The sequence below is a fragment of the Pseudomonas sp. Leaf129 genome (genome assembly GCF_001423465.1).
In the GTDB taxonomy this organism is placed as follows: domain Bacteria; phylum Pseudomonadota; class Gammaproteobacteria; order Pseudomonadales; family Pseudomonadaceae; genus Aquipseudomonas; species Aquipseudomonas coleopterorum.
In genome coordinates, this window is record NZ_LMOC01000001.1 from 63,816 (window position 1) to 82,690 (window position 18,875).

At 64.2% G+C, this 18,875-nt stretch carries 18 protein-coding genes; 6 read left to right on the forward strand and 12 right to left on the reverse strand.

Translation table 11 applies throughout. From position 1 onward, the window contains the following. Nucleotides 1–187: 187 nt before the first annotated feature. Nucleotides 188–454 carry a DUF6555 family protein gene (locus ASF66_RS00290; protein ID WP_049859886.1) on the reverse strand — a complete coding sequence of 89 codons (267 nt, stop codon included), beginning with the start codon at nucleotides 452–454 and terminating at the stop codon, nucleotides 188–190. A gap of 106 nt (nucleotides 455–560) precedes the next feature. Then, nucleotides 561–821, reverse strand: coding sequence for a hypothetical protein (locus tag ASF66_RS00295; protein ID WP_049859887.1), 261 nt, complete (start codon nucleotides 819–821; stop codon nucleotides 561–563). Between the two features lie 244 nt (nucleotides 822–1,065). On the opposite strand from ASF66_RS00295, the gene ASF66_RS00300 reads away from it, so the two are divergent. The 3 genes from ASF66_RS00300 (at nucleotide 1,066) to ASF66_RS21790 (ending at nucleotide 4,243) form a co-directional block, all read left to right on the forward strand. Next, on the forward strand, nucleotides 1,066–1,275 hold the full coding sequence (locus tag ASF66_RS00300; RefSeq protein ID WP_049859888.1) for a hypothetical protein: 210 nt from the start codon (nucleotides 1,066–1,068) through the stop codon (nucleotides 1,273–1,275). A gap of 147 nt (nucleotides 1,276–1,422) precedes the next feature. Continuing rightward, nucleotides 1,423–3,618 (forward strand): TonB-dependent receptor family protein, encoded by a 2,196-nt coding sequence (locus ASF66_RS00305; RefSeq protein WP_082484332.1) that lies wholly within the window; start codon nucleotides 1,423–1,425, stop codon nucleotides 3,616–3,618. 55 nt (nucleotides 3,619–3,673) lie between these two features. Continuing rightward, nucleotides 3,674–4,243, forward strand: a complete 570-nt coding sequence (locus ASF66_RS21790; protein WP_082223600.1) for a sterol desaturase family protein — start codon at nucleotides 3,674–3,676, stop codon at nucleotides 4,241–4,243. On the opposite strand, the gene ASF66_RS00310 is transcribed toward ASF66_RS21790, so the two are convergent. Genes ASF66_RS00310 through fni form a run of 5 tightly spaced genes read right to left on the reverse strand, consistent with a single transcriptional unit; the run spans nucleotide 4,125 to nucleotide 10,086 of the window. After that, nucleotides 4,125–5,123 carry a phytoene/squalene synthase family protein gene (locus tag ASF66_RS00310; protein ID WP_056842241.1) on the reverse strand — a complete coding sequence of 333 codons (999 nt, stop codon included), beginning with the start codon at nucleotides 5,121–5,123 and terminating at the stop codon, nucleotides 4,125–4,127. The two genes, ASF66_RS21790 and ASF66_RS00310, sit on opposite strands and share 119 nt — an antisense overlap. Next, entirely contained in the window at nucleotides 5,120–6,610 is a 1,491-nt protein-coding gene (locus tag ASF66_RS00315; protein ID WP_056842242.1) for a phytoene desaturase, read from the reverse strand. The genes ASF66_RS00310 and ASF66_RS00315 overlap by 4 nt, the downstream gene beginning before the upstream one ends. Continuing rightward, nucleotides 6,597–7,772, reverse strand: a complete 1,176-nt coding sequence (gene crtY, locus ASF66_RS00320) for a lycopene beta-cyclase CrtY (RefSeq protein WP_056842243.1) — start codon at nucleotides 7,770–7,772, stop codon at nucleotides 6,597–6,599. Before crtY ends, ASF66_RS00315 begins: the two co-directional genes overlap by 14 nt. Further along, complete coding sequence (locus ASF66_RS00325; RefSeq protein ID WP_056842244.1) at nucleotides 7,769–9,043, reverse strand: glycosyltransferase; 1,275 nt, start codon at nucleotides 9,041–9,043, stop codon at nucleotides 7,769–7,771. Before ASF66_RS00325 ends, crtY begins: the two co-directional genes overlap by 4 nt. Continuing rightward, a complete protein-coding gene (fni, locus tag ASF66_RS00330; protein ID WP_056842245.1) occupies nucleotides 9,040–10,086 on the reverse strand; it encodes a type 2 isopentenyl-diphosphate Delta-isomerase in 1,047 nt (348 codons plus the stop codon). The genes ASF66_RS00325 and fni overlap by 4 nt, the downstream gene beginning before the upstream one ends. A gap of 224 nt (nucleotides 10,087–10,310) precedes the next feature. Between fni and ASF66_RS00335 the strand changes: the two genes are divergently transcribed. Continuing rightward, nucleotides 10,311–11,216, forward strand: coding sequence for a polyprenyl synthetase family protein (locus tag ASF66_RS00335; RefSeq protein WP_049859894.1), 906 nt, complete (start codon nucleotides 10,311–10,313; stop codon nucleotides 11,214–11,216). A gap of 87 nt (nucleotides 11,217–11,303) precedes the next feature. Here ASF66_RS00335 and ASF66_RS00340 read toward each other — a convergent pair whose 3' ends face one another. Next, nucleotides 11,304–11,582, reverse strand: coding sequence for a hypothetical protein (locus tag ASF66_RS00340; RefSeq protein WP_049859895.1), 279 nt, complete (start codon nucleotides 11,580–11,582; stop codon nucleotides 11,304–11,306). A gap of 225 nt (nucleotides 11,583–11,807) precedes the next feature. Between ASF66_RS00340 and ASF66_RS00345 the strand changes: the two genes are divergently transcribed. Further along, on the forward strand, nucleotides 11,808–12,665 hold the full coding sequence (locus ASF66_RS00345; RefSeq protein WP_056842246.1) for an SDR family oxidoreductase: 858 nt from the start codon (nucleotides 11,808–11,810) through the stop codon (nucleotides 12,663–12,665). A gap of 92 nt (nucleotides 12,666–12,757) precedes the next feature. Here the strand turns inward: ASF66_RS00345 and ASF66_RS00350 are convergent, their stop codons facing one another. The 4 genes from ASF66_RS00350 to ASF66_RS00365 all read right to left on the reverse strand — a co-directional run bounded on the left by ASF66_RS00350 (nucleotide 12,758) and on the right by ASF66_RS00365 (nucleotide 16,713). Beyond that, on the reverse strand, nucleotides 12,758–13,471 hold the full coding sequence (locus ASF66_RS00350) for an ABC transporter ATP-binding protein (protein ID WP_056842247.1): 714 nt from the start codon (nucleotides 13,469–13,471) through the stop codon (nucleotides 12,758–12,760). Beyond that, nucleotides 13,468–14,304 carry an ABC transporter permease gene (locus ASF66_RS00355; RefSeq protein ID WP_056842248.1) on the reverse strand — a complete coding sequence of 279 codons (837 nt, stop codon included), beginning with the start codon at nucleotides 14,302–14,304 and terminating at the stop codon, nucleotides 13,468–13,470. The genes ASF66_RS00350 and ASF66_RS00355 overlap by 4 nt, the downstream gene beginning before the upstream one ends. Nucleotides 14,305–14,308: 4 nt before the next feature. Then, nucleotides 14,309–15,295, reverse strand: coding sequence for an aliphatic sulfonate ABC transporter substrate-binding protein (locus ASF66_RS00360; protein WP_056842249.1), 987 nt, complete (start codon nucleotides 15,293–15,295; stop codon nucleotides 14,309–14,311). Nucleotides 15,296–15,417: 122 nt separating this feature from the next. Continuing rightward, nucleotides 15,418–16,713, reverse strand: a complete 1,296-nt coding sequence (locus ASF66_RS00365) for an MFS transporter (RefSeq protein ID WP_056842250.1) — start codon at nucleotides 16,711–16,713, stop codon at nucleotides 15,418–15,420. A gap of 345 nt (nucleotides 16,714–17,058) precedes the next feature. Here ASF66_RS00365 and phnN point away from each other — a divergent pair, with 345 nt between their 5' ends. Beyond that, nucleotides 17,059–18,852: a phosphonate metabolism protein/1,5-bisphosphokinase (PRPP-forming) PhnN gene (gene phnN, locus ASF66_RS00370; RefSeq protein ID WP_056842251.1), complete on the forward strand. Its 1,794-nt coding sequence runs from the start codon at nucleotides 17,059–17,061 to the stop codon at nucleotides 18,850–18,852. The last annotated feature ends 23 nt before the right edge of the window (nucleotides 18,853–18,875 follow it).

The window sequence follows — 18,875 nt, forward strand, 5'->3', positions numbered from 1 at the left end:
ATGAGCGTGTCAGTGGCAGACTAGCTCAGCGGTATCGAGGTCGGAAGGTTGGGAGGGTTCAATGGTGCAAACAGTGGACGAGTGAGACTCCTCCGGGAGACTGAGGGGGCTGCGTGGGCAACCCCCTACAGGGTCATGCAGATGCGGCTGACACGGCAGGCGCGCGGCGAAGCGGAGATCGTGCGACTCAATGCGCTGCTTCGGTCCCTGCTTCTTCGCGCGCCTGTTGGCCGGACGGCCTCCAGCGCACATCGGTAATCCCATACTGCTCGGCTTTAGGCTTGCTGACCTTCTGCACCCGTTCGCGGCCGAACTTGGGGATGACACCGACCCCTGCGTCACAGCTCGCCCAATGCCAGGCATCGGCATTGTTCAGTGTGGGTAGACGAATGATGAACGATTTTTCCGCTCCATGGAGCCTGTAGTCAATGATGAACAGCGTTGGGTTCGGCATGGTGATCTCCTGCGTTGACTCATCATTGAGTTGTGACACGCAGGAAAGATTCAGAAAATGTGCAGGACGGCGACGAGTTGCCGCATACCTGGCAAGCCCTCTGCAATCAGGTGCGGGCGGCCCATTCGATATCGGGCATCACTTCCAGCGGCGCATGGGAACCCTTGCCGCGAATTTCATTGACCGCATGCAGCACCAGCAGCCGAAACAGAATGATGTCTTCGTATTCACGCGGCGAAAGACTGCGCTCTACATGGGCTGGAACATTGGGGTCGGTCAGCGTCAGTTTCAGCAGGCCATCGTGGAGTTCGGTTTCGTGTTTCAGGGGCGGGTCGAGCCCGGCGAGTACCGTTTCGATGGAAGCCATGGAATCACCCTTGACGGACGGTGTTGAGGAGGCAGTGAGGAAACGGGCAAAACGCCCGGGGCTGTAAGAGCTATAGCTGATAGTGGCTGAAAGCGCCTGTTCAATGCCATCAGTTTTTCAACTTCCCTTTACGCATTTTCATCGCTACACCGTTGGACATCCAAAAGTGTTTTTCGATACCTTGGCCGATGCTTTTGAGTAAGCTGGCCGCACTTGCAATGGACGCAATGGAGGCTGGGCACTGATGACCGAAGACCAGGCCAACTACAAGCGGTTGCTGACGCTGATAGAGGGCGCCCAATGGCAAGCCTTCACCAGTGAGGACGGCTTTGCTCTGCGCGCCTTGCTGCTGGTCGGCTATATCGTGACCACGGTGACCGGGGACGGTCGCACGCGCCTGGCTCTCACCGTCAAGGGCACGCATTATCTTAATGCGCTGCGCAGCGAGCCGTGATCGACGCAGACCTCCTTTTCACCCCCCGATGTGCTTAAAGCGCTCGCGCGAACGTCAATCCTCCCCAATGGCCACCCCAGGTGGGGCCTCGTTATCTGCCAGTCCGGGAGTGCCGCCCGGGCGTACCGCTTTTCAAGGATGTGTTTCATGCCGCAACCGTCTGCGTCCCGTCTTCGCGTCCGGGACCGTCTGCATTGCCTTTCCACCTGTACCACGCCTCGCGCGCCGGCATGGCCAGTGCTGGGCCTGGCCGCCTTGTTTGGCGCCCCCAGCGCCGCCCTGGCGGCGCAGGTGATGGAGTTGCAGGCTGTGGAAGTCAGCGAGGCACGCCTGAGCGAGATCGACGAAGCCGACCTGGCACTGCGTTCGGTGCCAGGCGCCAGCAACCTGATCGACACTTCCGCCGTCGGGCGCGGCAGGCTCTCGGGCAACGAGGATCTGTTCAGCAACCAGGCAGGTATCTACGCCCGCGCCGCCAACAACGAGGGCGCGAAGATCTCCATTCGCGGTTCGGGTATCAACCGTGGGCCGGGGGCGCATTCGTCGGGGCTGTACCAGATGTTCGATGGCCTGCCGCTGACCGGTCCGGGCGGCACGCCTTACGAATTGCTGGAGCCCTTGTGGCTGAGCCGGGTGGAGGTTCTGCGCGGGGCCAATGGTTTCGATCGCGGCGCGCTGGCCTTGGGCGGTGCCATCAACTATGTGACGCACACCGGATACGATGCTCCCAAGTTGCAGCTGCGCTACGAGGTCGGCAGTCATGGCTACAGCAAGCGTCAGATCAGTTCTGGCCAGGTGCTGGGTGATGCCGATTACTATTTCAGCGTGACCGATTCCAGCTACGACGGCTTCCAGGATCAAAGCGCAGGTGGCAGCCGTGGTGCGGCAGGCAACTTCGGCTACCGTTTCAGTCCGCAGTTGGAAACGCGCTTCTTCTTCCGCTATCGCGAGACCGACAACGACACCCCGGGCAAGCTGACGCGGGCGCAGATCGCCCATGATCCCCGCGCGGCCAACGCCTTGAACCTGGCACGCGATTCCAAGCGCATTCAACCGGGCAGTACCTGGCTGGCCAACAAGACCACCTGGCACCTGGACGACGATGCCCGCCTGGAAGCCTGTCTGGTCTATCACGACTATCCGATGGACCTGCGCGAAGGCACCAACCGCATGAAGGTGGCCTACACCGATGTCAGCGGCACCTTGAACTATGTGCGTCAGGACGTGCTGCTCGGCCATGCCAGCAAAACTACCGTGGGGTGGCGCAGCACCAAGGCATTGCCCAATTCCGGCGTGTCGGAATTCGTCCGGGTACCGGTCGGCAACACGGCCGGGTATGCGCCCGGCACCCGCACCCGGGACTACAGCTATCAAGGCTCCGATCATACGGTGTATATCAGCAACGAGCTGGAACTGGTGCCCGATCTCTGGCTCACCACGGGGCTAGCCGCGCTGTACACCCGTCGCGAGACGGAGGTCAGCTACCCGGTGACCCATGACCGGGTCAGCCAGCACGCCTGGGACTACGCGCCGCGCCTGGGTTTGCGCTACGACTACAGCCCGAAGGTGCAGGTGTTCGGCAACCTCAGCCGTTCGGTGGAACCGCCACACCCCTGGTCGATGATCTGGGGCTCCAACCGCTACTTCGCGCCGGGCAGCGGCGCGGCGACGGGTTTGCAGAGCAATGGCGTGGAGCTCGACAACCAGAGCGCGACCACTCTGGAGCTGGGTGGGCGTGGCGATGCCTGGTTCGGCCGCTGGGATCTGGCCTGGTATTACTCGCAGGTCCGCCATGAGCTGCTCAGTGTCGAAACCCAGGCCGCCACGGCCACCACCTCGCAGGTGATCGGCGAGGCGAATGCCAGCCCGACGGTCCATCAGGGCGTCGAGATGGCCCTGGACAGCCCATTATGGGAGGGGCAGCAGGCCGGACGTCTGGGTTTGCGCCAGACCTACACCTACAGCGATTTCCACTACCGTGACGACGCGCGTTTCGGCAATAACCGGCTGCCTGGCCTGCCTCGACATTACTATCAAGCCGAATTGCGCTACGACCACCCCAGCGGCGTCTACACCGGTTTCAACGTGCAGCACGCCTCGCGCATGGCCGTGGACTACGCCAACTCCTACCATGCGGCGGCCTACACACTGTTCGGCGCCAGTCTGGGCTACTCGGCGCCGGATGAAAGCTGGCAGACCTGGGTGGACCTGCGCAACCTGACCAACAAGCGTTACGCCAGCACGGTCACCCCCGGCTACGACGACCAGGGCCGCGATGTTGCACGTTCCACGCCGGGCGATGGCCGGGGTGTCTACGCCGGCGTCTCGTGGAGCCTGCGCTGAGCAGCCGATGAGCAGCCGGCCGGCGTGACGCCACGGGTGGGCCGGTTGCGTTAAGATGGCGGTCTATCCGTCTTGGCAGAGCGCAGCAGTGATTCTCAACAGCCTGGTTTTCTTCATCACTCTGGCGGCCATGGAAGGCGTTGCCTACCTGGCCCACAAGTACCTCATGCATGGCTGGGGCTGGGGCTGGCACCGCTCCCACCACGAGCCGCGCACCGGCTGGTTCGAGAAGAACGACCTGTATGCGGTGGTGTTCGCGGGGCTGGCGATCGTGCTGATTGCCCTGGGGACCCAGGGTCTGCATCCGCTGGAATGGATCGGCGCTGGCATGACCGCCTACGGCGCGTTGTACTTCGTCGTCCATGACGGTCTGGTGCATCGGCGCTGGCCATTCCATCTGGTGCCGCGCCGCGGTTACCTCAAGCGCCTGTACCAGGCGCACCTGATGCACCACGCGGTCGAGGGCAAGGACCGCTGCGTGTCCTTCGGTTTTCTGTTCGCGCCGTCTACGACGCGTTTGCGCGCTCAGTTGCGGGCGTTGCACCAAGGGCCTCTGCGCAAGGCGGACGAGGCCGGTTCCACAGCTGAGTCGAACGCTTCGGCCACTGCCGCCAGCGAGCGCTGACCGCACGCCACCATCCCTGGCTGACCGCTGCCAGCTTTTCGGCCTTGGAGGTCGAGACACGGGTATCCCAGGCATGACTGCCTGCCGCAACCACCTTGACCCCGATCTGCCGGTACACGGCCGCCGCAGTCGCCACGGCCCAGGCCGAACGCCAGGGCAGGGCGGCCAGGCCCGCCTGGGCGCTGGCGTAGTAGGGCTCGGCCAGGTCGACCAGACGCCGTGCCAACACCACCACCGCTGGCCGATGCTCGGGCGCCGCCAGGTCCTGCAGCGGAATGTTCAGTTCTTCCAGCCACTGCGCCGGTAGATAGCAGCGACCGATGCGCGCATCCTCGACGATATCGCGGGCGATGTTGGTCAACTGAAACGCCAGCCCCAGATCGCAGGCGCGATCCAGGGTGCGCGGGTCATGGGTGCCCATGACCCGCGCCATCATCAGACCGACGACGCCTGCGACGTGGTAGCAATACTGCAGCGTGTCGTCCTGAGTGTGATAACGGCGGTCCAGCACGTCCATTTCGAAGCCGGCCAGATGCTCCAGGGCATTGTGCTCGGGAATGTCGTGCTCGCGCACCACTTCGGCGAACGCGGCAAAGGCCGGCTCGCTCGCGGGCACGCCTGCATAGACCGCATGGGTCTGGGCCTGCAGCAGCGCCAGGCGGCGCTGTGCCTCCTGCGGGGTGATCGACACGGCGTCGTGACCGGCCTGCTGGCCATCGATCACATCGTCGCAGTGGCGGCACCAGGCGTACAGCATCACCGCGCTGCGCCGGGTGCGTTCGTCGAACAGCTTGGCGGCTGCGGCGAAGCTTTTCGAGCCTACCGCGATGCTCTGTTCGGCATGCTCGCGCAGCGCCGGATCCGGCGCCGAGGTGCTCATGGATGCAGGTCCGCGATCATCAGCCCAGCGGTCGCCTTGGCCGAACCGATCACGCCCGGTACGCCGGCGCCGGGGTGGGTGCCGGCGCCGACCAGGTAGACGTTGTTCAACTGCGCGTCGCGGTTGTGCGGGCGGAACCAGGCGCTCTGCTGCAGCACCGGCTCCAGGGAAAACGCCGAGCCCAGGTGCGCGTTGAGTTCGGTCTGGAAATCATCCGGAGTGAAGATACGGCAGGTCACCAGGTCTTCGCGCAGGCCAGGAATGTAGTGCTCTTCCAGGTATTCGAAAATGCGGTCGCGATACAGCGGACCCTGCACTGACCAGTCGATGGCGGCGTTGCCCAGGTGCGGTACCGGCGACAACACGTAGTGGCTGGAACAGCCCGGCGGCGCCAGGCTGGGATCCGTCACACAGGGCGCGTGCAGGTACAGCGAGAAGTCCGAGGCCAGTTCGGCGCCGTTGAAGATTTCGTGGATCAGCGCCTGATAGCGCGCACCGAAGCACACCGTGTGGTGCTGCAACTGCGGCTGCGGGCGTTTGAGGCCGAAATGGATGACGAACAGCGAGTTGCTGAACCGCTTGCCCTTGAGGCGCTTGCCCTCGCGTTTACCGCGAGGGTGTTTGCCCAGCAGGTCGGCGTAGGTGTGCACCACGTCGGCGTTGGACGCCAGACAGTCGGCGCGCCAGCTTCGACCATCGCGGGCATGCACCGCCGTGGCGCGATCGTTCTCGACGTCGATGCCGGCCACTTCCGCGTTCAACTCCAGGGTGCCGCCCAGGTCCTGGAACAGCTTGACCATGCCTTGCACCAGCGCCCCCGTCCCGCCCTTGGGAAACCACACACCCCATTCGCGCTCCAGCGCATGGATCAAGGTGTAGATCGACGAGGTGGCAAACGGGTTGCCGCCCACCAGCAAGGAGTGAAACGAGAACGCCTGGCGCAACTGGTCGTGTTCGATGAAGCTCGACACCATCGAATACACGCTGCGCCAGGCCTGCAGGCGTGCCAGTTGCGGCCCGGCCTGGAGCATGTCGCGAAAGGACAGGAACGGCACCGCGCCCAGCTTGAGGTAGCCTTCCTTGAACACGGCCTGGGAGTAGGCCAGGAAGCGCTGGTAGCCGGCCACGTCCGGTGGGTTCAGGGCATGGATCTGGCGGTCCAGTTCGGCCTGATCGTTGGCATAGTCGAACTTCGTGCCGTCTTCCCAGCACAGGCGGTAGAACGGCTTGACCGGGAGCAGGTCGACGTAGTCGGCCATGCGCTTGCCACTGAGGGTGAACAGCTCTTCGATGGCCGTGGGGTCGGTGATCACCGTCGGGCCGGCGTCGAAGGTGAAGCCCTGGTCGCGATAGACATAGGCTCGGCCACCGGGCTGATCGCGTTTCTCCAGCAGGGTGGTGTGGATGCCCGCGGCCTGCAGGCGGATCGCCAGGGCCAGGCCGCCGAAGCCTGCGCCGATGACGATGGCGGTTTTAGCTGGATTCATGTGGGTTCTCGAACTGCCGGGGAGAAGATCTGAGGGCGGCGCGCACGGCCTCGTCGACGGGCACGGGCGGCTTGCCGACGAGAATGCGGGCGCGGTCACGCCAGTGGTTTTGGCCTGCGTAGAAACGGCTGATCAACGCGGGCGACAAACGATAGAAACGCTGCATGACCCGCCAGCGGTCCTGGGGCCTTCCGGCGAGGAACAACATGCGGTTGAGCAGGCGGTAGAAACCTTGGTTGCTCCATTGCTCGCGGGCTTGGTCGCGGATGCCCGTGAACAGGCGATCGGCGTCCATGACCGGCTGTTGCGCCAGCCATTGGGCCAGGCGCACCGCGTGAGGCAGCGAATAGCCGGTGGTGCAGTGAAACAGGCCGGCGCGCAGGCCGGACAGCGGCTGGCCAGACGCTTGCTGCCAGAACGCCTCGAAGTCGCCGGCCAGGGTAATCGGCAGCACGCCCTGTTCTTCGCGCAGGCACTCTGCGACCGTCCAGCCTTGCCAGCGCACGTACTCGCCGATGTGCTCGCGCAACTGCTCGGTGCTCAGGGTGTGGCGATCCACATAATGAGTGTCTTCCACCAGCACGGTATCGGCCGAAAAGGGCAGCACATAGACGAAGCGGTAGCCATCACCCTGATCCACCCGGGCGTCCATGATGATCGGCCCGAGCAACCTGTGCGGCTGCTCCAGTCGCAGCAATTGGCCGACGAACGCCTGCTGGCCGAGCACGAGGTGTGGGCTGGGCCGTACCCCGCGACCGTCGATGACCGCGCCGGCCTCCAGCATCTCGCCACTGGCCAGGCGCACGTGGCGCGGACCCAGTTCGGTGATGGTTTCACCTAGGCGCAGTCGGTCGCCCAACGCCTGGGTGATGACCTCGGCGAAGCGCTCGCTGGTGATGCTGGCGTAGCCACTGTCGAGCACCCGAGAAACCTGGGGGAAATGCACCTGGTAGCTGGGCCAGCGCTTGACCACCAGCGGCTCGATCCAGTGATGCTGCTCGGCGGTGAGGTCGCCGTCGTGAAAGGACCAGGTATGGTTGCCCCCCAGACTCTGTTGCGCATCGATGCACAGGATGTTCAGCTCCGGACGCGCCTGGCGCAGGCGCCAGGCGATCAGGCCATTGGCCAGGCCGGCACCGGCCAGGATCAGGTCGTACGTCATGCCAAGGCTCCGGCAACTACGGGCTGTCGTGTGTTTATTGCGGTTTCGATGATGTCGGCTGACTTCAGCGTGCCGCCTGCGCTGGCCAGTTCCGCGCTCAAGCAAGCAAAGGGCTGGGTCGACAGGGCCAGGACCTCACCCAGCGTCTGGGCGATGCGCGGCGAGCGGGCGCGGCGATGCAATTGCAGGCCCAGGCCATGATGGCGGACCCGCGCGGCCACGCCGGGCTGGTCGAAAGCGATGGGCATCACCAGCATTGGGGTGGCACTGGCGATGGCATCCATCACGGTGTTCAGTCCGCCGTGGGTGACCACTGCATCGGCCTGTTCCAGCGCCCACTGTTGCGGGGCGAAATCGGTGACCCAGGTGGCGCCGAGCACAGCCAGGCGTGTTTCGGCCGCTGTATCGAGCAAGCCGCAGTGGGCGATCAGCAGTTGGGCGTCGAGTTGCCGGCAGGCCTTGGCGATCTGCTCGAACATGCCCAAACGCTGGCCCTGCAGGGTGCCCAGGCTGGCGAAGACGAACGGGCGCCCTGGGTTGATCGACCAACTCCCTCTGGTGGCCGCAGTGGCGGTGCGCAGCGGACCGACCGCGTGCAGATGCGGCGGCGCAGCCTGGCGAGGGAAGTCGAAGCCCGCCAGCGTCTGGCTGATCTGCGCCAACGGCGAAAGGCACTCGTGCAGAGCGCTGCGCGGCGCCAGTCCGAGGGCTTTCGAGGCGTCCTGGATGGCGCGGGCATGGGGCTTCATCAGCCAGTCGTAGACCTGCGTACTGCCGCGGTACATGTGCAGGCTGCGCTCGTCGGTGCCGTAGGCGAACGGCATCACTGGCAGCGGCAGGCCCGGCTCGCGGTTGACCGGCAGGGCGCAGGCGATCGAGACGAAGGGCAGCCCCAGGCTTTCCGCGACTAGGCCACCGCCCGCTTCCATTTGATCGCACAGCAGCGCGTCGACACCGTGTTGCTCCAAGGCGGCCGGCAGTTCGTCGCAGAACATGCGTGTAGTGGCGGCCAACTGCTCGATGATCTGCCGCAGGCCCCAGGGTGTGCCGGGGCTGGCCGCCAAGCGCAGACTGCGTTGCAGGCTGCCGGGCGGGTGGCTGGCGGCGCCCAGCACGCAATAGCCGATGCCGGGGGCCGTGACCCAACGCGCCGCGTCGGCCTGGTGAAAGAAGGTGACTCGATGACCGCGCTGCATCAGCTCCTGGGCCAGCGCCTGCAACGCGTGGAAATGACTGTAATAGGCGGGCGCGACAACGCCGAAATGACTCATCGAGGCAGAGCCTGTGAATCGAGCAGACGGGCATGGCGCAGCCCTGCCAGATTGGCCGAACCGGTGCAGAAACAGGCCACGCGAAGCTGGCGGATGACCACTTCGAAGTGTTCGATCACAGCTTCCGTGGACAGCGTAGCGCCCGGCAACACACTGGCGGCCTGACCGACGAGGTCGGCGCCCAGGCGGATGGCCTTGGCCGCATCGACGCCATCGCGCACGCCGCCCGAAGCGATCAAGCGTACGTTGGGCAGCGCCTGACGGACCGTCTGCACGCAGGTGGCGGTGGGAATGCCCCAGCCGGCGAAGGCCATGGCCACCGCGCGGTCCGCTGCCCGGGTTGCGCGTTCGCCTTCGACCGCAGCCCAACTGGTCCCGCCCGCACCGGCCACATCGATGACCTGCACACCGGCCTCGACCAGGGTCTGCGCCACGCTGGCGGAGAGCCCGGCACCGACTTCCTTGATCACTACCGGCACTTTGAGCACCGTCACCGCCCGGGCGATCTGCGCGAGTACGCCGCGCCAGTGACGGTCACCTTCGGGCTGAACGGCCTCCTGCAGCGGGTTGAGATGGATGATCAAACCGCTGGCTTCCAAGGTGTCGACCGCGCGCTGGGCCAGGTCCATGCCACCGTTCTCGAGCAACTGCGCTGCGCCGATATTGGCCAGCAGCGGGATGTCCGGGGCGATGCGCCGCAGCTCGCGGGTGAGCCCCTGGTCGTTGCCGGTCTGCAAACTTACACGTTGCGAACCCACGCCCATGGCAATGCCCAACGCCTGCGCCGCTTCGGCCAGGTGCCGATTGATCGCAACGGCACGAAAGGCGCCGCCGGTCATGGAACTGATCAGCAACGGCGCCTGCAGGTCGATGCCCAGCAGGGAACTGCGCAGGTCGATGTCCGCCAGATCCAGCTCGGGCAAGGCACAGTGCTCGAACTGAATAGTGTCCCAGCCCGCGCCCATGCGCGTGGTCGCCCTGAGCGGATCCAGGACGATGTCCAGATGGTCATCCTTGCGTCGACTCAACTCGTCGGGCTTCATGTCAGCTCCATTGCTCAGGATCATTTACGGCTGCCTGCGGTCTGTCCATGGTAGAGAGTTGTACGGCACGCTCATATTCGCATAACGTATGTCCATCTTCACAGGCTCAGGCACCGGCGGTGAGCAGTCGTTCCTTGTTTGCGAACGTTTCCGCCCGGGCCGAACCCTGCAGAAATCTCGTCCCCGGCTGCCCCGCAGGACTCGAAACAAGAATAGAGGGAACGATGACAGCTGATACGCCCGCGACCAGCGATACTGGTTTTACCGAGCACATGGCCTTGCTGCGCTGCACCATCGAAGCGCGGCTGGACGCCTTGCTGCCCGTGGCGAGCAACGAGCGCGATCTGGTGGCCACGGCGATGCGCGACGGTGCCCTGGCGCCGGGCAAGCGGATGCGTCCGATCCTGTTGATCCTGGCTTCGAACGGGCTGGGCGCCAGCGACCAGGCGGCGCTGGACCTGGGCTGCGCCGTGGAGATGGTGCACGCCGCGTCCCTGGTGCTCGACGACATGCCTTGCATGGATGACGCGAAGCTGCGACGCGGTCGCGTCACCACGCACCTGGCCTTTGGGGAAGACGTTGCCATTCTGGCCGCCGTGGCCCTGTTGTCACGGGCCTTTGCGGTGGTGGCGGGGATCGAAGGGCTGAAGCCGTTGATTCGCACGCAACTGGTGGAGATCCTGGCCAACGCCATCGGTGCCCATGGCCTAGCCCGTGGTCAGTTGCAGGATCTGCGTGACGGACTGCATCCGCGAACCGCCGAAGAGATCGCCGCCACCAACAATCTGAAAACGGGCGTGCTGTTCAGCGCGATCATGGACATGGCCTATCTGATCAGCGATGCGCCACCGCCCACGCGCGCCGTGCTGCAGTGTTTCGCCCTGGAGCTGGGGCAGGCGTTCCAGCTCTACGACGACCTGCATGATCGCAGCCCGGACATGGCGAAAGACCTGGGAAAGGACGACGGCAAGTCGACCTTCATGGCCCTGTGCGGGGAAGATGAAGTGAAGCGGCGTCTGCAGGATCATCTGGACAAGGCCCGCGCCTGCCTGGCCGATGCCTACACCCAGGATCATCACATCAGCCGTTTTCTGCAGTTGATTTTCGTCAAGGCCGCGACCTGCGCCTGAGCGTTCGCCTTTCGGCAGCGTCGCGTTTCCACATGACATATGAAAAGGGCATCAAGCTGACTTGATGCCCTTCGCAACGACGCGTTCTTACGAGGCGGCGTGCGGATTGCTGCCTTTCTCGGCATCATGTTTCTTCGCAGCTTCAACACCCGAGCTGCTGAGCTTGATCGGGTATTCCAGCGCCGGTTCATGGTCCTCGACCGTTACCGGCTTGCCTTGGATCAGACCTCGTTCCTGCAGCGTCTTGATCATCCCCGCGACGGCCTTTTCACCGCGATAGTTGTCGAGGATTTCCTTGCCCAGGCCATGGGGATGCGCGTGCAGCAAACGGGTGAGTACTTCGTGCTCGAGTTCGACGTTGCTCATGAATGCCTCTCTGGCTGCTGAATGAAAATGCATCGCTTACAGGGTTGTGACTCGACCAAGCGCGAGAGATTCCTTGCGTCTGTACGGGGCACGGTGAATCGGTTGGGCGAAAAATCAAACTTTTGCACCGGCAGGGAAGTCGACTTTGCACACTGTGTCGTTTCGGCAACGAGGTACAGCCTCTGTCGAATCGGCCAAGGTTTTCCGTCAACTTTCGAGGTACACATGGCCAACTATCCAACTCCGCCGTTCGAGCCGCAGCAGCAATCGGTGCCGGGCACGCAGTCGAAGATGAATCCGCTGCCCGATTGTGGCGAAACCAGTTACAAGGGTTCGGGCCGCATGGCCAACAAGGTCGCTCTGATCACTGGCGGTGACAGCGGTATCGGTCGCGCCGTGGCCATTGCCTACGCCCGTGAAGGCGCCGACGTGGTGATCTCCTACCTCGACGAGCACGAGGACGCCAAGGACACGGCACGCTACGTCGAGGAAGCCGGACGCCAGTGCCTGCTGTTGCCGGGCGATCTGGCCGAACGTGAGCAGTGTCTGGCGATCGTCGAGAGGACGGTCGAGCGTTTCGGTCGCATCGACGTGCTGGTCAACAATGCCGCGTTCCAGATGAGCCACGAATCCCTGGACGAAATTCCGGACGAGGAGTGGGTGCGCACCTTCGATATCAACATCACGGCGATGTTCCGCATCTGCAAGGCCGCTGTGCCGCACATGCCGTCAGGCGGTTCGATCATCAACACCAGCTCGGTCAACTCGGACATGCCCAAGCCGACCTTGCTGCCCTATGCGACCACCAAGGGCGCGATTGCCAACTTCACCGCCGGGCTGGCGCAGTTGCTGGGCAAGAAGAACATTCGTGTGAACAGCGTGGCACCGGGTCCGATCTGGACACCGCTGATCCCGGCGACCATGCCGCCGGAAGCGGTGAAGACCTTTGGCGAGGAGACACCGCTGGGTCGTCCGGGCCAGCCGGTCGAGGTGTCGCCGATCTATGTGCTGCTGGGGTCGGATGAGAGCAGCTACATCTCCGGGTCGCGCTATGCGGTGACTGGGGGCAAGCCTATTCTGTAAGGCTGCGCTCGGGTGGCGGGCTTTGTTTTGTCTGCTCGGGCCTCTTTGCGAGCCCTCTGCCCGCGAAGAGGCCCTCAAGCCATACACAAAGATCAAACCACATGCGCTGACTTCAGCTGAGTCAGGGCCTGTATTCTCAGCTCGGCCAACACCGGATTCCGCCGATCCCTCGGCTGCACCAGATCCACATCGATCCCACCGCTGATCCCACTGGCCCGATGCCCCATCACCAACACCCGGTCACTCAGGTACAGCGCCTCGTCCACATCATGGGTCACCAACAGCAGCGCAATGTCATGCCGCCGTGCCAGATCCAGCAACAGATCCTGCAGCTTCATTCGGGTAAACGCATCCACTGCACTGAACGGCTCGTCCAGCAGCAGCACCTTTGGCCTGGAATAAAGGCCTCGCGCAATCGCCACACGCTGCGCCATGCCGCCGGACAATGCCTTGGGCAGCGCCTCGGCAAATCCGCTCAGGCCCACTTCCTCGATCAGCTGCCGTACCCAGGCCTGGTCATAGTGCCCGTCATCGTGAAAGCCGATGTTGCGCGCAACGCTCAGCCAAGGCATCAGCCGCGGCTCCTGAAAAACGAATGCCACCGACTCGCCTGCGCTGCTCAGCTCGCCGCTGTAGTCCCGATCCAGGCCCGCGGCGATGCGCAGCAAAGTGCTTTTGCCGCAACCGCTTGGACCCAGCAGGCTGACGACCTCGCCGGGTTGCAACTGCAACTCTACGTCCTTGAGCACCACGGTTTCGCCAAACGTCTTGCGCCGGACGTGAATGCTCAGCAAGGCATCGCTCATGATCGGTTCCCCGTGGCTTCGCCGGTGAAGGTGTCGCGCCAACTGACGCAACGCCGCTCGATGGCCGCGAGCACGCCGTCGCTGAGCTTGCCCAGCACCGCCAGGGCCAGGATCGCCGCCAGCACGATGTCGGGCCGCGAGGTTTCGCGGCCGTCGCTGAGCAGGTAACCCAGGCCTTTAGTGGCAGCAATCAGTTCGGCGGCAACCAGAAACATCCAGGCCATGCTCAGGCCGCTGCGCAAGCCGGTGAACAAGCCCGGCATGGCGGCCGGCAGCAGAATACGCAGGGTCAGCCGGCGGGCGCTGAAGCCATACATCTGCCCGACCTCCACCAGCTTGCGGTCAATGTTGCGAATCGCCGCCACGCCGTTGACGTACACCGGAAAGAACGCACCGATGGCGATCAACACGACCTTGGACGTCTCGTCGATGCCCAGCCACAGCAGCAGCAACGGCACCCAGGCCAGGCTGGGTATGGCGCGCAGGCCGGCGAAGGTGGGTTCCAGGTAGGCCTCGGCTTCCCGGCTCAGGCCGACCCAGGCGGCAAATACCAGGGCCAGGGATGCACCGATGACGAAGCCGGCCAGCACGCGACCGACGCTGGCCAGCACGTGCTTGCCGAGCGCGCCTTGCGCCAGCTCGACCAGCGTCAGCGCGACATCGCTGGGCGCGGGCATCTGGTAGGCCGGGATCCAGCCGACCCGCACCACGATCTCCAGCACGATCACGATCAGACACGGCAGCAACCAGCCCTTGGCCCCGCGGCGCCAGGCGGGTGAAGCGCGCCGTGGGGCCGGCGCTGCCTTGGGTAGGGTGTTTTCAGACGCGCTCATGAAGTCACTGCTTCCCGATGACTTGGGCGCCGAAGCGTGGCTCGATCAACTGATCGACCACATCGTTGACGTCCACGCCTTTGCGCACCAGGCCTTCGGCGGTGAGGATCGGCGCAGCGGCCTTGAGCGCCTGAATCTGCTTGGCGCCAGGCTGCGAATCGCTGAAGTCGGTCCGCGAGAGCTGCAGCTTGGCCACATCCAGGGGCAGCCCCGATTCCTTGGCCAACAGCGCCGCCAGATCGTCCGGGTGTTCCCGCGCCCAGCTACGGGCCTGCTCGTAGGCCTTGATGACCTGCTCGACGGTGTCGGCATGTTCAGCTGCGAATTTTTCCATGACGCTGATCACCCCATAGCTGTTGAACTCGATGTTGCGGTACAGCAACTTCGAGCCGGCTTGCAGCTGACTGGCTGCCAGCAGCGGATCGAGGCCGGCCCAGGCGTCCACATCGCCTCTTTCCAACGCGGTGCGACCGTCGGCGTGCTGCAGGTGAACCAGCTCCACATCATCCTTGCTCAGCCCAGCCTGTTGCAGGCTGCGCAGGGTGAACAGGAAAGGGTCAGTGCCTTTGGTGGCGGCGATCTTCTTGCCTTTGAGGTCGGCAACGGTCTGGATCGGCGAATCCTTGCGCACCGCCAGGGCGGTCCATTCCGGGCGGCTGGCGATGTACACGGTCTTGATCGGGCTGCCATTGGCGCGGCTCAGCACCGCTGCAAGGCCAGCCGTAGAGGCGAAGTCGATGCTGCCGCCGTTGAGGTATTCCAGCGAGCGGTTGCTGCCCTGGCTGAGCACCCAGTCGATCTTGGTGCCGGGCAGGGCTTTTTCCAGCCAGCCGAAATGGCGCAGGACCAGACTGGTGGGCGAGTAGTAGGCATAGTCCAGGCGAACCTCGGCAGGGGTGGCGGCCTGGGCGACGCTGGCGAAGCTGGCAAGCAGCACGGTGGCGGCCAGCAGCGGTGTGGACAGGCGGGAAAACAGGGTCATGAAGATCATTCCTCGGCAAGGGAGAGCCGGCTGGCACGCCGGATCCCAATGCTAAATGATCTAAAAAACCAACTATAAATACCTTTTGGATCTGAGCTTAGATTGCCAGTACACGCCACGACCCAAGCCGTTCACCGATTGACCGTCCTGGCCGGCAACGCCAGTACCAGCAGGCAACTGAGCAGCAGGCAGGCGGCAAAAATCCACAGGGCGATCTGCGGGCTGTGGAAGCGGTCCATGACCACGCCCATCAGGGAATTGCTGACCAGCCCGGCGATGTTGGCCAGCGAACAGGCCAGGGCAAAACCGGTGGCCGCCGCAGTCCCTTTGAGAAAGGTCGCCGGAAGACTGAAGAACACCGGCACCGCACCGATGATAGCCAACGAAGCCACCGAGAACAGCAACACGGTGACCGCCACGTTCTGGGTGAAGAAGGTGCTGAGAAACATGGCCGCCGCGCCGACGATGAACGGCACGATGATGTGCCAGCGCCGCTCGCGGTGCTTGTCGGAACTGGCGCCGATGGCCAGCATGCCGATCAGTCCGGCCAGGCTGGGTATGGCCACCAGCAGGCCGATGTCGCCGGGGTTGCCGACCCCAGCGTTGCGGATGAAGGTGGGCAGCCAGAACCCCATGGCATAGGCAGTCAACAGAATCGAGAAATCGATGCCGCCCAGCATCCATACCTTGATGTCGAAAAAGCCGGCACGAAACGAGTGGCCACCTCGGTTCTCGCTCTCGTCCTGAGCCAGCACGGTTTGCAGTTCGGTTTTCTCGCGCTCGGTGAGCCAGCTGGCATCGGCAATGCCATTGGGCAAAATGGCCAGACACAACGCGCCCAGCACCACCGTCGGTATGGCTTCGAGGAGGAACAGCCACTGCCAGTTGTGCAGGCCGCTGACACCGTCGAAATTGCCCATGATCCAGCCCGACAGCGGCCCGCCGATCAGGCTCGACAGCGGCAGGCCGATCATGAACAGGGCAATGATGCGGCTGCGTCGGTACGACGGAAACCACTGGCTCAGGTAGAACAGCACCCCTGGCAGAAACCCGGCCTCGGCTGCGCCGAGCAAGAAGCGCAGCAGGTAGAAGTGCCACTCGGTGGTGACGAACATGGTCAATCCGGAGAGCACCCCCCAGCTGATCATGATGCGAGCGATCCACAGGCGTGCACCGACCTTCTGCAACACCAGGTTGCTGGGTACCTCGAACAGGATGTAACCGACGAAGAACAACCCGGCGCCCAGACCGTAGGCGGTTTCACTCATGTGCAGGGTGTCGAGCATCTGCAGTTTGGCGAAGCCGACGTTGATGCGATCCAGGTAAGACGCCAGGTAGCAGAAGCACAGAAACGGAATCAACCGCCAGACGATCTTGCGATACGTGCCAGCGCTGGCGTGCTCGGTCAGGCCGGAAGTGGGCGACATGCATGAACTCCTGGAGCGTTGAAGACAAGGTGATAATCCGCCACGAACCCCGTAGGAGCGGTCCGTGGCCGCGAAAGCTGCACTGCGGTTTGCCTGAAGCACTGCGGCGCCGGCTTCTCGGCCGATGACCGCTTCTACGTAGATGAACGCGTCCCATGTGATGCAGGCGCGGGGATGATAATCGCTGCGCTCGATCCATGCAGCATGGGTGCCAGCACTGGCGTGCGAATAATGGCGTAGACTGCCGGCTTCGGTGTGCGGGGGGCGCACCGTGTCGCGTTCATTCACACGCTCGATCCGGCCAGACGCCGGTCGGCATCGGCCCGGGCAAGGCGGAGCATATTCATGGCGCAGGGTATTTTCTTCTTCGTGGTCGGGCCGAGCGGGGCGGGCAAGGACTCGCTCATCGAAGGCGCGCGCGCCCACCTGGGCACTTCCGGCCGCTACCTGTTTGCCCGTCGCACCATCACCCGCCCCAGCGGCGCTCCAGGAGAAGACCACGCGGGCGTGACCCCCGAACAGTTTCAAGCCAGCGTCGCGGCAGGGGCGTTCCTGCTCAGCTGGCATGCTCACGGCTTGAGTTATGGCTTGTCCGCCGAACTGTTGCAGGTGCTGGAGGAGGGCCGGCACGTCATCGCCAACGGCTCGCGGAAGATGATCCGGGAGGCGGCCACCCGTGTGCCGCATCTGGTGGTGATTGAAATCACCGCTTCGCCAGAGGTCCTGGCTGCACGCATTTTGGGGCGCGGTCGGGAGACCGCCGAGCAGGCCAGTGCCCGCGTGCTACGTCAGGTCGACGCGCTGCCTGCCGACATCGAAACCCTGCGCGTCGACAATGATGGCACCCTGGCCGAGGGCATCGGTCGCTTCGTCGATGCGGTTGAAACCGTTGCCCAGCGCCACGCGCCGCTGCCGAGCAGTCATCCGCTGCTGCTGCGCAAACTGCAGGGGCATGAACTGGACGAGGCGCAGTACGAGCAGGTGCTACGCGACATCATTGCCGGCGAGTATGTCGACAGCGAGATCCGCGCGTTTCTGGTGAGTGCCAGCCAGCATTTGTCGGATGCCGAGGTGGTAGCGCTGGCACGCGTGCGGACGCGGTTTTCCCCGATCATGCGCTGGGATCGACCGATTGTGGTCGACAAGCATTCGATGGGGGGCGTGCCTGGCAGCCGGATCACCTTGATCGTGGTGCCGATCGTCGCAGCGCAAGGTCTGCTCATGCCCAAGACCTCGTCGCGGGCAATCACCTCCGCAGCCGGTACCGCAGATGCCATGGAGGTGCTGGCCGAGGTGGAACTAGCGCCTGAAGAGGTGCAACACTGCATTGCCCAGACGGGCGCCTGCATCGCCTGGAATGGCCGCCTCAACCACTCCCATCTGGATGAAGTGATGAACGCCATCACCCGACCGCTCGGTATCGACTCCACGCGCTGGGCAGTGGCGTCCATCCTCTCGAAGAAGCTCACCGCCGGCTCGACCCACGTCATCGTCGATCTGCCATTCGGGCCGCGGACCAAATTGGCGACCGCAGAGCAGGCGCACACGCTGGGCAAATTGTTCGAAGAAGTTGGCGCGCTGTTAGGCCTTACCGTCGCGGCCGTTGCCACCGACGGCTCGCGACCAGTCGGGCGCGGCATCGGCCCGGCCCTGGAAGTGCGCGACGTACGCTGGGTGCTCGAAGGCTCCGCGGAAGCGCCTGCCGACCTGCGCGAGAAGGCGCTGTCGTTTGCCGCACGCATCCTGGCCTGGGACCCACGCATCGGCAGCGTCGAAGCCGGGCGCGAACGTGCCGAGTACCTGCTGGACGGTGGCCAGGCCCTGGCGGCTTTTGAACGCATCATTGAGGTTCAGGGACGCAGGGTGCCAGTCATGCCCAGTCCGTCGACCTGGGCCCTGTGCGCCCCCTGCGCGGGTCGGGTGGCACGGCTCGATGGCTGGCGACTGGCGGAACTTGCTCGCTACGCAGGGGCACCTGGTGACAAGGCTGCAGGTATGGATCTGAAGGTCAATCTGGGCACCCAGGTGGCGCAGGGCGACGTACTTTACCTCCTCCATGCATCAAGCGCAGAAGGCCTGGAACGCGCTGCTGAGCAAGCCCGGATCGAGAGCGGTATCGTTCTCGATGAGCAGGCCTGATCAACGCTGACTCGGCACCGCCA